Source organism: Nitrosopumilus sp. (assembly GCA_029862745.1).
Taxonomy (GTDB): Archaea; Thermoproteota; Nitrososphaeria; order Nitrososphaerales; family Nitrosopumilaceae; genus Nitrosopumilus.
Genome location: JAOTWS010000002.1, coordinates 1 through 14,550, shown reverse-complemented (window position 1 = coordinate 14,550; position 14,550 = coordinate 1). Strand labels below are relative to the sequence as shown.

General features: G+C 32.8%; 16 protein-coding genes. 12 read left to right on the top strand and 4 right to left on the bottom strand.

From position 1 onward, the window contains the following. Positions 1–3 precede the first annotated feature (3 nt). Genes OEM44_01930 through OEM44_01910 form a run of 5 tightly spaced genes read left to right on the top strand, consistent with a single transcriptional unit; the run spans position 4 to position 4,290 of the window. The gene (locus OEM44_01930; protein MDH3515560.1) at positions 4–1,782 is read left to right on the top strand and encodes a V-type ATP synthase subunit A; all 1,779 of its coding nucleotides are present in this window, start codon (positions 4–6) and stop codon (positions 1,780–1,782) included. Beyond that, positions 1,779–3,164: a V-type ATP synthase subunit B gene (locus OEM44_01925; protein MDH3515559.1), complete on the top strand. Its 1,386-nt coding sequence runs from the start codon at positions 1,779–1,781 to the stop codon at positions 3,162–3,164. Before OEM44_01930 ends, OEM44_01925 begins: the two co-directional genes overlap by 4 nt. A 4-nt stretch (positions 3,165–3,168) precedes the next feature. Then, positions 3,169–3,798: a V-type ATP synthase subunit D gene (locus OEM44_01920; protein ID MDH3515558.1), complete on the top strand. Its 630-nt coding sequence runs from the start codon at positions 3,169–3,171 to the stop codon at positions 3,796–3,798. Between the two features lie 2 nt (positions 3,799–3,800). After that, positions 3,801–3,932 carry a hypothetical protein gene (locus tag OEM44_01915; protein MDH3515557.1) on the top strand — a complete coding sequence of 44 codons (132 nt, stop codon included), beginning with the start codon at positions 3,801–3,803 and terminating at the stop codon, positions 3,930–3,932. A gap of 52 nt (positions 3,933–3,984) precedes the next feature. Then, a complete protein-coding gene (locus OEM44_01910) occupies positions 3,985–4,290 on the top strand; it encodes an ATP synthase subunit C (protein ID MDH3515556.1) in 306 nt (101 codons plus the stop codon). A gap of 34 nt (positions 4,291–4,324) precedes the next feature. Here the strand turns inward: OEM44_01910 and pyrI are convergent, their stop codons facing one another. Then, positions 4,325–4,786, bottom strand: a complete 462-nt coding sequence (gene pyrI, locus OEM44_01905) for an aspartate carbamoyltransferase regulatory subunit (protein MDH3515555.1) — start codon at positions 4,784–4,786, stop codon at positions 4,325–4,327. A 41-nt stretch (positions 4,787–4,827) separates the two neighbouring features. Here pyrI and pyrB point away from each other — a divergent pair, with 41 nt between their 5' ends. The 3 genes from pyrB to OEM44_01890 are packed head-to-tail and all read left to right on the top strand — an operon-like array spanning position 4,828 to position 7,896. Continuing rightward, a complete protein-coding gene (gene pyrB / locus OEM44_01900; protein ID MDH3515554.1) occupies positions 4,828–5,757 on the top strand; it encodes an aspartate carbamoyltransferase in 930 nt (309 codons plus the stop codon). A gap of 51 nt (positions 5,758–5,808) precedes the next feature. Beyond that, positions 5,809–6,519, top strand: a complete 711-nt coding sequence (locus tag OEM44_01895; protein MDH3515553.1) for an LON peptidase substrate-binding domain-containing protein — start codon at positions 5,809–5,811, stop codon at positions 6,517–6,519. Positions 6,520–6,540: 21 nt separating this feature from the next. Continuing rightward, positions 6,541–7,896: a PEFG-CTERM sorting domain-containing protein gene (locus OEM44_01890; GenBank protein MDH3515552.1), complete on the top strand. Its 1,356-nt coding sequence runs from the start codon at positions 6,541–6,543 to the stop codon at positions 7,894–7,896. Here OEM44_01890 and OEM44_01885 read toward each other — a convergent pair. Next, positions 7,893–8,276, bottom strand: coding sequence for a CopG family ribbon-helix-helix protein (locus OEM44_01885; protein ID MDH3515551.1), 384 nt, complete (start codon positions 8,274–8,276; stop codon positions 7,893–7,895). The genes OEM44_01890 and OEM44_01885 overlap by 4 nt on opposite strands. Before the next feature lie 90 nt (positions 8,277–8,366). On the opposite strand from OEM44_01885, the gene OEM44_01880 reads away from it, so the two are divergent. Genes OEM44_01880 through OEM44_01870 form a run of 3 tightly spaced genes read left to right on the top strand, consistent with a single transcriptional unit; the run spans position 8,367 to position 10,881 of the window. After that, positions 8,367–9,347, top strand: coding sequence for a zinc ABC transporter substrate-binding protein (locus OEM44_01880; protein ID MDH3515550.1), 981 nt, complete (start codon positions 8,367–8,369; stop codon positions 9,345–9,347). Next, complete coding sequence (locus OEM44_01875) at positions 9,341–10,060, top strand: metal ABC transporter ATP-binding protein (GenBank protein MDH3515549.1); 720 nt, start codon at positions 9,341–9,343, stop codon at positions 10,058–10,060. Before OEM44_01880 ends, OEM44_01875 begins: the two co-directional genes overlap by 7 nt. A gap of 32 nt (positions 10,061–10,092) precedes the next feature. Beyond that, positions 10,093–10,881: a metal ABC transporter permease gene (locus OEM44_01870; protein ID MDH3515548.1), complete on the top strand. Its 789-nt coding sequence runs from the start codon at positions 10,093–10,095 to the stop codon at positions 10,879–10,881. On the opposite strand, the gene OEM44_01865 is transcribed toward OEM44_01870, so the two are convergent. Then, a complete protein-coding gene (locus OEM44_01865; GenBank protein ID MDH3515547.1) occupies positions 10,871–13,654 on the bottom strand; it encodes a CopD family protein in 2,784 nt (927 codons plus the stop codon). The two genes, OEM44_01870 and OEM44_01865, sit on opposite strands and share 11 nt — an antisense overlap. A gap of 102 nt (positions 13,655–13,756) precedes the next feature. On the opposite strand from OEM44_01865, the gene OEM44_01860 reads away from it, so the two are divergent. Beyond that, positions 13,757–14,389 (top strand): hypothetical protein, encoded by a 633-nt coding sequence (locus OEM44_01860; protein MDH3515546.1) that lies wholly within the window; start codon positions 13,757–13,759, stop codon positions 14,387–14,389. A gap of 14 nt (positions 14,390–14,403) precedes the next feature. Here the strand turns inward: OEM44_01860 and OEM44_01855 are convergent. Further along, on the bottom strand, positions 14,404–14,550 hold a 147-nt coding region (locus OEM44_01855; GenBank protein ID MDH3515545.1), incomplete at its 5' end, for a PEFG-CTERM sorting domain-containing protein.

Sequence of the window (14,550 nt, the reverse complement as noted above, 5' to 3'; positions counted from 1 at the left end):
AAAATGGCAGCTCAAGGTAGAATTGTTTGGGTAAGTGGCCCAGCTGTAAGAGCAGACGGCATGTCTGATGCAAAAATGTATGAAACTGTAACTGTAGGAAATTCAAAATTAGTAGGTGAAGTTATTAGACTTACAGGAGATGTCGCATTTATTCAAGTATACGAATCAACAAGTGGTCTTAAACCAGGTGAACCTGTAATAGGTACCGGAAACCCACTTAGTGTATTATTAGGTCCTGGAATTATTGGACAACTTTATGATGGAATTCAAAGACCACTGAGAGAATTATCAAAAGCATCTGGTTCTTTCATCGGAAGGGGTATCACAACTACTGCTGTAGACATGACAAAAAAATATCATTTTGTTCCTACTTCAAGTAACGGAGATGAAGTTAATGCAGGAAATATCATTGGAACTGTTCAAGAAACGGATCTTATCGAACACTCTATTATGGTTCCACCAGATCATCCAGGTGGAGTTATCTCAAACCTTGTATCTGAAGGAGATTATGATTTAGAAACTGTACTAGCTACTACTGAGAAAGATGGACAATCAATTCCACTCAAAATGTATCATAGATGGCCTGTACGAAAACCACGTCCTTACAATAAGAGATATGATCCAACTGTTCCACTCTTAACTGGCCAACGTGTTATTGACACATTCTTCCCAATTGCAAAAGGAGGAACTGGTTCAATTCCTGGAGCATTTGGAACAGGAAAGACTGTAACATTACACCAAATTGCAAAATGGGCTGATTCTCAAGTTGTTGTTTACATTGGTTGTGGCGAAAGAGGAAATGAAATGACTGAAGTATTAGTTGAATTTCCCCATCTCAAAGATCCACGTAGTGGAAAACCATTGATGGATAGAACTGTCCTTGTAGCAAATACTAGTAACATGCCAGTAGCAGCAAGAGAAGCAAGTATCTACACTGGTGTTACAATTGCTGAATATTATAGAGATATGGGTAAAGACGTTGTACTTGTAGCAGATTCAACAAGTAGGTGGGCTGAATCACTCAGAGAAATGAGTGGTAGATTAGAAGAGATGCCTGCAGAAGAAGGATATCCATCATATCTCGCATCAAGATTAGCAGAATTTTATGAAAGGGCAGGTCGTGTTCAAGCAACTGGTAGTCCAGAACGTGACGGTTCAGTTACTTTGATTGGTGCTGTATCTCCATCAGGTGGTGATTTTACGGAACCAGTCACAACTCACACAATGAGATTTATCAAAACTTTCTGGGCTTTGGATGCAAAACTTGCATACTCTAGACATTACCCATCAATCAATTGGATGAACAGCTATTCTGGCTATCTTGCAGATATCGCAAAATGGTGGAGTGAAAACATTAATGAAAATTGGTTTAGCATTAGAAGTGAAACTTATGGTATTTTACAAAGAGAAGATACATTAAAAGAAATTGTCAGACTCTTAGGTCCTGAAGCCTTACCAGATGAAGAAAAATTGATTCTTGAGGTTGCAAGAATGGTAAAGATTGCTTTATTACAACAAAACTCCTTTGATGATGTTGATACTTATTGTAGTCCAGAAAAACAATTTAAATTAATGAAATTATGTGTTGATTTTTACAATAAGGGACAACAAGCACTAAAAGACGGTGCAGCATTATCTGACATACGAGAACTAGGTATAGTAAGCAGTTTGCTCAAAGCAAGAATGGATGTAAAAGATGATGAGATGCCAAAACTTGATCAATTAGATAAAGATATGCAAGAACAATTCAAGTCAATTTCAGGAGTGAAAGTATCAAATTGACGGCAGAAGGTGGAGTTCAATACAGTAAGATTGCAGAAATCAAGGGCCCTCTAGTTGTTGTAGATGATGTTGAAAATGCAGCATTTGATGAACTCGTTGAAATTGAAACTACTGAAGGGGAAAGAAGATTAGGTAAAGTTCTAGAAGTAGGAAACGGTAAAGCAATTGTTCAAGTCTTTGAGGGAACAACTGGATTATCAATCTCTGGAACTAGCGCAAAATTTGTAGGTAAAGTTATGGAAATGCCAGTATCAAAAGAAGTACTTGGCAGAGTTTTTGATGGGCTAGGAAGACCAAAAGATGGACTGCCAGATCCAATTGCTGATAAATTTGTAGATATTAACGGAGAACCAATGAATCCAGAACAACGTGAATATCCAAAGGATTTCATTCAAACTGGTGTATCTGTAATTGATGGATTGATGACTCTAGTTAGAGGACAAAAACTTCCAATCTTTTCTGGTTCTGGTATGTCTCACAATCTTTTGGCAGCACAAATCGCAAGACAAGCAAGTGTTGTTGGAACACAAGATGATTTTGCTGTAGTATTTGCAGCAATTGGTGTGCAGTACAGTGAAGCAGAATATTTCAGACGAAGTCTTGAAGAATCCGGTGCACTCAAAAGAAGTGTTCTATTCCTTAATACAGCAGATGATCCTGCAATTGAAAGAATCATTACACCACGTGTAGCATTAACTGTAGCAGAATATTTGGCATTTGAATTAGGAATGCACGTTCTAGTTGTAATTACTGACATGACAAATTATGCAGAAGCATTAAGAGAGATTAGTGCAGCTAGAGAAGAAGTTCCTGGAAGAAAAGGATATCCTGGTTATCTTTACACTGACCTTTCAACACTTTATGAAAGAGCAGGAAAACTCAATGGAAGAAAAGGAAGTGTTACACAAGTTCCAATTTTATCAATGCCATCTGATGATATTACACACCCAATTCCTGACCTTACTGGTTACATTACAGAAGGACAAATAGTAGTTGGTAGAGATTTATTCAGGCAAGGAGTTTATCCACCAATCAATATTTTGATGAGTCTTAGTAGACTGATGAAAGACGGAATTGGTAAAGGAAGTACTAGAGAAGATCATAGTGAAGTTTCTAATCAAGTTTATGATGCATATTCTAGAGCACAAGAAGTAAGAGCACTAGCAGGTATTGTAGGTAAAGCAGGACTAACTGAAATTGACCTCAAATACATGGATGTAGGTGATACCTTTGAAAAAGAATTCCTTACACAAGCAACTGATGAGAACAGAACTATTGAAGAAACACTTGCACTTATGTGGAAGATTGTATCAAAATTACCAAAGAATGAGATTACTAAAATTAAAGACAAGTACGTAGAACAGTATTACAAGGAAGAATAACTAAATGTCATTTGGACAAAACGTTGCAGCAACAAAAATTGAACTTTTTAAATATAAAAAATCTACTCAAATTGCTGTAATGGTTCAGCAAATTTTAGATGATAAACGTAAAGTTCTCTTAAAAAATATTGAAGAGATGATTCAAGAAGCATCTAAAGCAAGAGGTGGAATATGGGAACCATTACAAGATATTTACACATCAGTTAACGAAGCATATTTGGCATTAGGAACCAATACTGTTGACTCTGTAGCAGAGTCTACTCCACCTGTAATGGAAGTAGAAGTTCATGTGAGAAGAGTTGTTGATGTTAAAATCCCTGCACTTACTGTTACAGAAAAAGATACAAAATCAATGCCTTATGGATTTGCAGATACAAATTCTTCAATTGATAGAGCAGCAAAACAAATCAAAGAATTGATGCCAAAAATTTGTAAAGCAGCAGAATATGAAAATTCCATTTTTAGTCTTGCAAAAGCATTAGAAAAAACGCAAAAATTACTAAATGCGCTTGAAAATGTCATTATTCCTCAATACAAAGATAATATTAGATTTATTCTCTCTACTCTTGAAGAAAGAGAAAGAGAAGAATTCGCAAAGTTAAAAAAAGTCAAGGCAAAGATGGAAAGTAGATGATAATGGCAAAAGAAGAAATAAAAAAATTACTTGAAAATTCTAAGAAAGAATTAGATGTAAACTATGAAGATTTTGTAAATTCCATTAAAGACGATCTAAAATCATTCAAAAAGAAAACACTAGATCGAGTTTGAGTCAAATATCTCATCATGATTTAAATATGGACCCAATGGAGTCTGAACGTAAATGAAAACTATCGTCATGTTACTTTTGGCAGCATCAGCAATTTCAATTCTAGGTTCAACTGGAATTGCATTTGCACAAGAAGATTCTGCATCTAGTGGTGACTCTATGAAACTTCTCGGTGCTGGTTTAGCATTTGGTATTGCAGCAGGAGGAGCAGGAATAGGTCTTGGTCAAGTAGGTGCAGCAGGTCTTGCAGTCATTAGTGAGAACCCAGCTTTACAGTCTAAGGTATTCATCTTCGTAGGTATGGTCGAATCAATCGCAATCTATGGTATAGTTATGATGTTTATCATCTTAGGACAATAGTCCTTACAATATCTTTTTCAAATTTTTAGGTTTTTTAATTATATTTTAGCTTGTTTACATCTAAAACTCTGGCGCAGTATCTGCACTTGAGAACTCTCCCTTCTTTATCAATCACATCCATAACTGATTCAATATATTCTGTACTGTTTGTAATACAATCTGGATTAGAACATCGGAATATCCTATCTATCTCATTTGGTAATGAAACTCTTCGTTTTTCAACAAGTTTGTATTCTTTTATCATGTTAATTGTTGCTTTTGGGGCAATGACTGCAAGCTTGTTTGTATCATCATCTTTTAGAAACTTATTTTCTACCTTGATAATATCTTTTTTCTTAAATTTTCCACTTGGTACATTCAAGGCAATGGTAATTAAACTACCGTCTTTCCCATCTATTCTTAATGCATTAAGTACCTGAATACCCTTACCTTCATCAATATGATCAATTACAGTTCCTTCCTTAATTCGTCGAACCATTAGGTCGGACTGTTCCATCAGAATACTTTGTATAGTCACCTGTATATATTATTGAAAGAATGAACGAGTTCTATCAAAAAGACATTATCTCAATTAAAGACTTTAACAAAGAAAAACTTGAAAAAATCTTTACATCGACAGATAAAATCATTCAACTAAATTTAACAGATAGAAGAGAAATTTGTAAAGGTAAAACTTTAGGTTATTTGTTTTATGAACCAAGTACACGAACTAGACTTAGTTTTGAATCTGCTATGGCATCAATTGGTGGAAATTCATTAGGAATTTCTGATATCTCCTCATCATCAACTCAAAAAGGCGAAAGTCTTGCAGACACTGTACGAATCATGTCGATTTATTCAGATGCTCTAGTTTTACGCCATCCTTTAGATGGTTCAAGTAGGTTTGCATCAGAAATTTCAGAAAAACCACTTGTCAATGCAGGTAGTGGTACAGAAGAACATCCTACACAAGCAATTCAAGATCTATTTACAATTAGAAAAGAAAAAAAAAAGATTGATGGTATAAAGATTGGGATTGTAGGTGATCTAAAGTATGGACGAACTGTTTATTCTCTATTATATGGACTTGGAAATTATGATGTTGATGTGCGTCTAATTTCTCCTGAATCCCTTAGAATTAGATCTGATTCAACTTATGAAATCAAAAAGAGATTAGACTTTATTGAATCTCCAAATATTGAAGATCACATTGATGAACTTGATGTTCTTTATGTAACAAGAATTCAAAAAGAGCGATTTCCAGATGAAGAAGAATATCTAAAAGTAAAAGGAAGTTATGTTGTCGGATTAGATTTACTAAAACAAATGAAAGATGATTCAATAATTTTACATCCTCTTCCAAGAATAGATGAAATTTCTGCTGATGTTGATAAAACAAAAAATGCCAAATATTTTGAACAAGCTGAATATGGAAAACATACTCGTGCTGCTTTGTTAGGCTTGATACTAAACGAGAATGGTTTTTAATTCTAAGGTAATCCGTATTCCATATATCTAGAGAGATTTCTCTGTAACTAGATGACAGAAACAAAAATTATCCCTATTTTTCCATTAGACTTGGTATTATTTCCTCGACAAGAACTTCCTCTTAGAATATTCGAGCCTCGCTACAAACAGTTAGTTGATGATTGTATGCTTGGCGACGGACAATTTGGAGTATGTTTGATTGATGAAAATAATTCTATAAAAGGATGGAATTCACCCAGAATGATAGGAACTATCGCTAAGATAACCAAATGTGAAGATGTTAATCTAGATGGATTACAACTTCACATTGAAACAATTGGAAGAAACTCATTTCAAATTAAAAGAATCATCCCGCCATCTATTCCTCAACCTGTAAACTATGATCCTCTTTCAGTAGAAGGACATCAGGAAATATCTGAAATGCATGAGAAAATTGGAATTAAAGAGAAAATGTACATTCAAGCTGAAGTTGAAATGCTTTTGGAAATAGATGAAAATATTTCATACGAAAAATGGGAACAATTGGTTCAATTATGGAAAAAGAAAATTATCTCACAGGCATTACCTCAAATAGTTGAACCACATGCATTAGATCATGTTTTGGAACAATATTATCTTAATACAGAAACACCTACAATTGACTATGTTTATTCATTATCTGCTCTTGGTGCAAAGGATCCAAATGAACTTCAACCAATATTGGAGGCAAGAACAATGGATGAACTAATCCAAAAAGTTGAGGAATTGCTGACAGTAAAATAGGTCCGTGAAAAAGAAATAATGATGAGATTAATCAAATTTAGCGTTTTAATGATGGCTTTATGCTTATTGTTTCCAGTAAGTAATGTTTTTGGACATGGCTTTGGAATTGATACGATTTCTTCAATAAATGTACAAGGAAAAGAATTATCTGTTTCAGTAGAAATGCCAATGGTTTTTGAAAATGAACAAGAGCAAATTACAATTACTGCAACAGAAAAGAAAACAAAAGAAAATGCAAAAAATATCACCTTTTTAATTGGTTTATTTCATGATGATAAAATGATCTTTAGAAATTACTTTTTTGCAGAAAATGGTATTTTGCCAATTATAGTAAGACCAACACAAGATAATGAAATTACAATTAATGGTGAACAAGACTCTCTACTTGGAGCTTGGCATAGTACTGAATCTAATCCTATTGAAATTACTGGGCCTTTGTTTAATTCGAGTGGTCTGTACAACTTTGAGATTGAGATAAGAACTATTGATGAGCCTACAAATATCATAGAAAATTCTGGTATCTATAATGCTGATTTGAGCATAATTGAGACCATTTCTTTCATTCAGAAAGATTCTGAAAATAACGATGTAGAATTCCGTTCAAAATCTTATTTTGATACAATTTCCAATTTTAATTATGATTTTAAGGCTAAACAAATTACATTTGAAATGCCATTTGATTGGAGCGAAAAACGAATGTCTCATGTATCAGTAGTACATGTAGAAACTCATTTCCCAAAAGATTTCGTCGAGTTTTTGTCTCCTAGTTATTCTGGATACGTAAATGATATTGAACTATTCAATTCTTCAGTATCAGTTGATGATTATACCGAAGATGATGAGAGGATTGTCCATCTTGTATTGTTGCAAGATCATTTACGATATTTAAAAAATGAAATGAAAAAATCTGATGAACCATTTCCTGAAAATATCAAATTTACAATATCTGCTAGTAATGATGTATCTTTTCCATTAGAAGCGTATACAAAAAGTGAGGACTTTAAAGTAAACCTTTCATGGGATCCTTTGACTGTAGAGCCTGGAATTAATACAAATTTTATTTTTACAATCAGAGATGGAAAAACAAATGAACCCCTACGAAATTCTGATTACACAATTGTAATTATCCAAAATGGAAAAGAAATTCATCGTGTGTCTGGAACTGCACAAATAGGTGGAGAATTTGAAAAATTCACTTTTGCAGAAGGTCAGACTGGCCCTACAATTATTAAATTTGAAAATATTCGGAACACAGGGCAAGAAACTGAATTTGCGCTAGTTGTTGCACCAGAATTTGGAACTATTGTATTACTGATATTAGCAATTTCAATAACCAGTATTATTTTTATAACTAGAAAAAATTCACCAAATATCTAAAGCGTAACTAGTTTTACGGTATCCATGTTTTTGTTTATTTGGAAATCTTTTGTTATTGTAGAGACTTTCTCTGCATCTCCATCTATTAGAAACAACTCCATGCATTTTTCTTTTTCAATTTTACTGTGAAGATGTGTTGTAATTAGATCTTCAAAATTATGAGTAATTCCAGAAACAACATGATCAAATTCATCATTATGTACTACCAAAAGAATTGCATGAATGTTTCCAGACAAATCAGCTTTTTGTTTTTCTTCAGAAACAAATACTCTAATTCCCGCCCTGATAGCCTCTGACCTACCTGAAAACCCCATTGATAATTGCAGCTTGTCTAGTTCTGAGAGAATTTCATCATTTAATGAGATTGAGACTATTGGCATATATCTAATGTTATTAATTATCTTATAAGTTTAGCAATTAATCTTATTAATAATTTATATCTTTATTAATAATCATAAGTGAATTGCTGCGTGAATCTTCAGATAAAATTTGCAATAATTGCCATATCGGTTATAATCCCACTAAGCTCAATTGTAGTTTATGGAACTAACTCTTATCAACAATTTACAACAATTGATAACTCAAAATTACAAGTCATTGCATCATTTAACCCTCTATACGAATTCTCAAAAAATGTTGGACAAGAAAAAGTTGATGTTATTTTACTTGTACCAGTAGGAGTTGAACCACATGATTGGGAACCAACTGTTAAAGATGTACAAAGAATGCAAAAGTCTGATCTAATAATTATAAATGGACTTGGTTTTGAAAATTGGGTTGATAATTTACAAGAAACTAATTACTCTGGTAAAATAGTTGATACAAGTAAAGGAATTCCAATCAAAAATTCTCATGCTGAAAATTCTCATGCTGAAAATTCTCATGCTGAAAATTCTCATGCTGAAAATTCTCATGCTGAAAATTCTCATGCTGAAAATTCTCATGAAATTACAGATACGCATATTTGGCTAAATCCTGTTTATGCAAAAATTCAAGTACAAAACATAGCGTTTGCTTTTTCGCAATCTGATCCTGAAAATAAACTATATTACCAATCCAATGCAGCAAAATATGTAGAAAAATTAGATTTACTTGATTCAAAAATTCGAGATGAATTATCTGACTGTAATCATGATTTTGTATCTTTTCATAATGCATTTTCTTATTTTGCAGAAGAGTATAATCTTAATCAACATGCAATCATTTCATCAAATTATTCGCATGGAGAAGTAACAGCAAAAACTCTTGAAAATATAATTTCAACTTCTAGAGAATTAAATATCAAAGTAATTTTTAGTGAAGAAAATATTGATACACGCACATCAAACATAATTGCAAATGAGATAGGAGGCAAAGTATTAATTTTATCACCACTGGAAGTTTTATCTGATCAAACATACATATCTAAAATGACACAAAATCTTGAAAATCTAAAGGAGGCATTATGTTGATAATAGAAATCAAAGATCTTACTGTTCAATACCCTGATATTAAGGCACTAGATAATGTGAGCCTTAGAGTCAATCAAGGCGACTTTTTAGGTATAATTGGTCCTAACGGAGCAGGAAAATCCACCTTATTTGATTCAATGTTAGGACTCAATACAAACTATATGGGAACGATCAAATTTTTTGGTGAAGATATCAGAAAATCAAAAAATTATCTTAAAGAAATTGGATATGTACCACAGAAACCAATTTTTGAGAAAAATTTTCCCGTCACTGTTAGCGATGTGGTAAGAATGGGATTAAGAAATGAATCTAATGAAAATAAAATTGATGAAATTTTACAACAATTATGGATACATGAACTTCGTAATAGAAGAATAGGTGAATTATCTGGAGGACAACTTCAGCGAGTATTTATTGCAAAAGCTTTGGTAAACAGTCCAAAAATCCTCATTCTGGATGAACCTGTTACAGGAATTGATCAACAAAGTATAGAATTATTTTACAGTATACTTCGTGAATTAAATTCAAAACAAAAAATCACTATTATTTGGTCTTCTCATGATCTGGATGCTGTTAATCAACTGGCAAATCATGTAGCCTGTCTAAATAGAGTATTATTTTTCCATGGAGAATCTGAAAAATTCTTTTCAAATGATGAACTCATCAAACAATATTCTGAGGCTTCAATGCAGGAGCATATGCATCATCATTAAGAATGACTCTAGAAATTTTGTCATACAGTTTCATGCACAGAGCATTAATTTCTGGAGTTGCAATAGCAATCCTTTGTTCAGTAATTGGACTGTTTTTGGTATTACGCCGGTATTCATTATTTGGTGATGCCATAGCACATTCTTCATTTGGAGGAATTGCACTAGGTTTGCTGGCAGGAATTTATCCTCTATGGACAGCTTATGGTGTTTCAATAACTAGTGCTCTAATCATTACAAAAATCAAGGACAGATACAACATCTCTGGTGATGCATCAATTGCAGTATTACTGTCATCAGGAATCGCAGTTGGGCTTGTAATTATTGGCTTTTCAGGAGGATTTACAATAGATATCTTTAGTTTTCTATTTGGAAGTATTCTTCTAGTAAGTGTAAATGACACAATACTAATCTTAGCACTTACTGGTGTAATTCTTATTGTAATTTTATTACTTTATCGACAAATTCTTTATTCCACATTTAACGAGGAACAAGCTAAAGTCAGTGGAATTCCTGTTGAAAAAATCAATTATTTGATTGTGTTCATGGCAGGACTAACTGTAGTTACATCAATTCAGTTAGTTGGCGTACTGTTAATTTCTGCTTTGTTTGTAATTCCTAATGTTACTGCAATTATGTATGGCAAAGGATTCAAACAGACTGCTATAATCTCTATGAGTTTTTCAGTCTTCTCTGTAGTTATAGGAATCTTAATTTCTTATATTTTTGATATAACACCTGCTGGAACAATTGTATTATTAGCAATTGGCCTCCTTGCTGGAACAATTGGAATAAAATCTGCTGGCTTGTTATCTAAGCATTAATCAACGAATTTAATCTTCTTTTATCTTTAACACTTCTTACAAAAAATAATGATGTTGCAATAATTCCCAATGCAATAAGCGGTGAAACAACTTCTGTATACTTTAATTCAAAATTATTGGATGATCCTGTATATGAAGCAACAACTGGAATTTCTGTAGTTTTCACAGTTCCAATTTTATTTGATTGTTGTTCAACAAACCACACGTTATCATCACTATCAGATGTCATAAACTGAATAAATGTATTCTCTGTAGGTATTGGAATTTCAAGCAAGTTATTGTTGTCTGGATCATAAACTCCAATTTTATCTACTGTATGTTGAGCAAACCAAATATTGTTGTACTTATCAAATGTCATACCAAATGGTAATGCATCTTTGTTTGGAATTAAAATCCGCTCAAATGTCCCTAAAATTGGATTAAATTTGGTAATAGCTAAACCTGTATGTTCTGCAATCCATAGATTTCCTTTATCATCAAAAACCAATGATTCTGGACCTTGAAGTATAATGTCTGTAGAAATTTGCACTACCGAATTATCTTGAGGATTGATGAATCCTATTTTACCTGCACCCGTAGTACTATACCAAACCTTTCCATCCTCATCAATTGTTAGAGCAAATGGCAGTGATTCTTTTCCTGTAAGTACAATTTCTTCGAATTTGTTAAGGTCTGGTAAATATTTTAGAATTCTATCTTTATTGACAATTGTAATCCAAATATTATTCTCAAAATCAGATTGGATGAAAAGTGGTGTATTTTCTGAAATTAAAGGATCTAGTTTTGGAAGAGTTTTTGTTGTAATCTGTTTACTTTCAATATCAATAAATCCAATTTGATTCCGCGGTGTATCTGTAAACCAAATTCTTCCTTTATTATCTTGAGTTAGAAATGTGGTTACCAATCCATCAAATGAATATGGAGTAAATTCTTTTGTTTCAAGTGAAAATTCCCATAATCGTGGTGCTGATGCATCACTAATCCATATGGAATCTTTCCCATCATATATTGGAAATAGAGGCTTTGCATTTTCAGGAAATTCATATTCTGTAATTTTAGTTTGAATGTCTGTTAATCTTGGTTTTACAAATAGATTCAAAATCTTTGATTCATTTGCATTATCAGTTCGTTTGGCTTCAATCTCAATCAACCATTCCCCATAAAATCCAAACGTTAATTGCCCTTGAAATTCAATTGGCTTATTTTCTTCATGCTTGATTATATCCATTGGAATTTCAATCGGTGAAATATTCTTTGATGGGTTGGATATCTTTACCTTTACTTCATTTGAATCGTATAGTTGCTTGTTATCAAAGTCAGTCACTTTAACTACAATAGTGTTTGTTCCACTAGAGAATGGTGTAATGTTAATATCGAATTTTGCATTTTCTGTAAATTCTACTGTATTAAATCCATAAGCAATCTCTTGGGCATCAACTTTTTGAATTTCGCCTGCAGGTAATGTTCCATTCGTTAGTAATGCTACAACTCCAAGAAGAATAACTCCTAACATAGCATCAATTTTGAGTGATCTATTTAGTTTTTTGTGAACTGAAATTTTTCCTGATGAAAAATTTTTTTCAGCAGTTTTTTGAACGTTAAATTGGAAAAATGCTCCAAACCCAAGTATCATTATTGCAATTGAAATTTTTAAAATAATCAATTGACCATAAATTGATTCAGTGATTATTCCTAGATCTGATTCTAAGAACCACATAAGTGTTGGTCCTGTAATTATAATAATCCCTACTGAAATGATAAATGCCATCGAAAATCTTGGAATCATCACCAAACTCATTTTTTCTCGTTTTGATTCTTTTAATTGTGAAAATGTTGGTAGTAAAGTAAAAACAAAATAGAATATTCCACCAATCCACACTGCTGATACCAAATTATGCATGTAATCTAAAACTAATGCAGGTATTTCTCCACTGGCTGCACCGTGTCCAATCATACTAGAAGTCCCAATTAATGCAAGCATAGCTATAAGCAATGGTATTTGATTTTTCTTTGATAGAATTTTCTTCCTATCTAATGTAAACCAAATCACCAGTAAAATTATTGTAATGATCATCCTGATAATCCAAGTAAAACCAAAATCTGTCTGAATTGCATCTATAACCGAAGCCTCTAATCTTATTGATTGTGTTGCAATCATCAAGATATTTGAAACAAAAACTAACATTAAACCAATTCCTGTGATTGACATGAATTTACTATGGTGAAATGATTCTATCTTATCAAATTCTTCTTTGATTAACTGCTTATTTTGAGTTTCCCAAATTATTAATGACGCAATAACTGCACCCAAAATAATTGTCTGACCTACAAGTCCTGGAAACCTAGCTCCTGCTTCAGGTAAAAATATAATTTCTGAAGATCTCTTTTGTTCAAACAAAGATGGATCAATTATAACATCTCCAACTGCAAACTGAAATGCACTTGGAACTAAATGCCCATCAACTTTAGAGAGTACTTTAGTTGTTCCAGTGTAAATCCCATCTTCTAATGGCGGAGTTGTGACAATAAGAGATAACTCGCCTTCATAGTAACTAGTATCTTTATTATCAATTTGATTTCCGTTATTATCCAATACTTTAATTTCGCTAAAGTTTATGTCAACTGGTTCTGAAAAAAATACAATTATTTCTGTAGTACCAGCAGGAGAATTTGATGTCAGACTTGGAATTGTTTCTTCTGTAAACGGATGGGCATATACAAATGGAATAGAAATAAACGAAATAGCTAGAAGAGCAATCAGTATTTTTTGCATTTATTCTTCAAGTCATAGTTGATAATTTAAACAGTTTTCATTATTTCGGTCTTTGTACCAATTCACGTAAAGATAATAACGTGTTATTGCAAAATGATAGTAATGAAAATGGTAATTTTTGGTATTATTGGTTTATTATTTTTTGTAGGAATACTTGTACCTTCATTTGGACATACTACTGTTCATGTTGAACAATATCAAATAGAGGCAGGTTGGGGAATTGAACCTCCTGTTGTTGGAATACGAAATGATCTTGTCTTTAAAATTACTCAATCTGGTGAAACTGAAGGATCATACAAAGGAGTTACTAGTGTTTTCAAAGATGTAGATACTACTGTTATGTTTGGTGGGGCTACAAAAAAAATTGATGTAAATTCTGACCCACGACCTGGATACTATTTTTCTCCAATTATTCCAACTAAAACTGGTACCTATATGGTTGAATTCAAAGGTGAAATAGATGGAACTGTGATTGATATAAAAATTCCAATTGAAGATGTAGAGTCTACTGCAGTTTTAGATTTTCCTCCGACTACCGCTGAAGGAACTGGTGATGTCATTGCTCTAAAAAATGCTATTTCATCATTGCAACAAGATGTTTCAAAACTAAAATCTGATGAGAAATCTGTTTCTTCTTTAGATGATGGAGCATCTTATGACTTTGCAGTATTTGGATTATCAATTGCAGCAGCAGCAATTATCTTAGCGATAATTGCATTAATTAAAAGAAAATAAGAAAAGAGGAATTCCTAAAATTTTGGAATGACTCTAGATTTTGCAGTTACTGCTACGATGCTTATGATTGCAACAGCTAGTATCATCATTGCAATTGTACCAAATTCTGGAACAACGTTTGAAAATACTACTTTTTCACCAATTGGCCCTGTTTTAGGATC

What these genes read in the sequence shown, in the direction of transcription:
- OEM44_01930 (MDH3515560.1), top strand. Translation starts at nt 4, where the DNA reads ATGGCAGCTCAAGGTAGAATTGTTTGGGTAAGTGGCCCAGCTGTAAGA.
- OEM44_01920 (MDH3515558.1), top strand. Translation starts at nt 3,169, where the DNA reads ATGTCATTTGGACAAAACGTTGCAGCAACAAAAATTGAACTTTTTAAA.
- OEM44_01915 (MDH3515557.1), top strand. Translation starts at nt 3,801, where the DNA reads ATGGCAAAAGAAGAAATAAAAAAATTACTTGAAAATTCTAAGAAAGAA.
- OEM44_01910 (MDH3515556.1), top strand. Translation starts at nt 3,985, where the DNA reads ATGAAAACTATCGTCATGTTACTTTTGGCAGCATCAGCAATTTCAATT.
- pyrI (MDH3515555.1), bottom strand. Translation starts at nt 4,786, where the DNA reads ATGGAACAGTCCGACCTAATGGTTCGACGAATTAAGGAAGGAACTGTA.
- pyrB (MDH3515554.1), top strand. Translation starts at nt 4,828, where the DNA reads ATGAACGAGTTCTATCAAAAAGACATTATCTCAATTAAAGACTTTAAC.
- OEM44_01895 (MDH3515553.1), top strand. Translation starts at nt 5,809, where the DNA reads ATGACAGAAACAAAAATTATCCCTATTTTTCCATTAGACTTGGTATTA.
- OEM44_01890 (MDH3515552.1), top strand. Translation starts at nt 6,541, where the DNA reads ATGAGATTAATCAAATTTAGCGTTTTAATGATGGCTTTATGCTTATTG.
- OEM44_01885 (MDH3515551.1), bottom strand. Translation starts at nt 8,276, where the DNA reads ATGCCAATAGTCTCAATCTCATTAAATGATGAAATTCTCTCAGAACTA.
- OEM44_01875 (MDH3515549.1), top strand. Translation starts at nt 9,341, where the DNA reads ATGTTGATAATAGAAATCAAAGATCTTACTGTTCAATACCCTGATATT.
- OEM44_01870 (MDH3515548.1), top strand. Translation starts at nt 10,093, where the DNA reads ATGCACAGAGCATTAATTTCTGGAGTTGCAATAGCAATCCTTTGTTCA.
- OEM44_01865 (MDH3515547.1), bottom strand. Translation starts at nt 13,654, where the DNA reads ATGCAAAAAATACTGATTGCTCTTCTAGCTATTTCGTTTATTTCTATT.
- OEM44_01860 (MDH3515546.1), top strand. Translation starts at nt 13,757, where the DNA reads ATGAAAATGGTAATTTTTGGTATTATTGGTTTATTATTTTTTGTAGGA.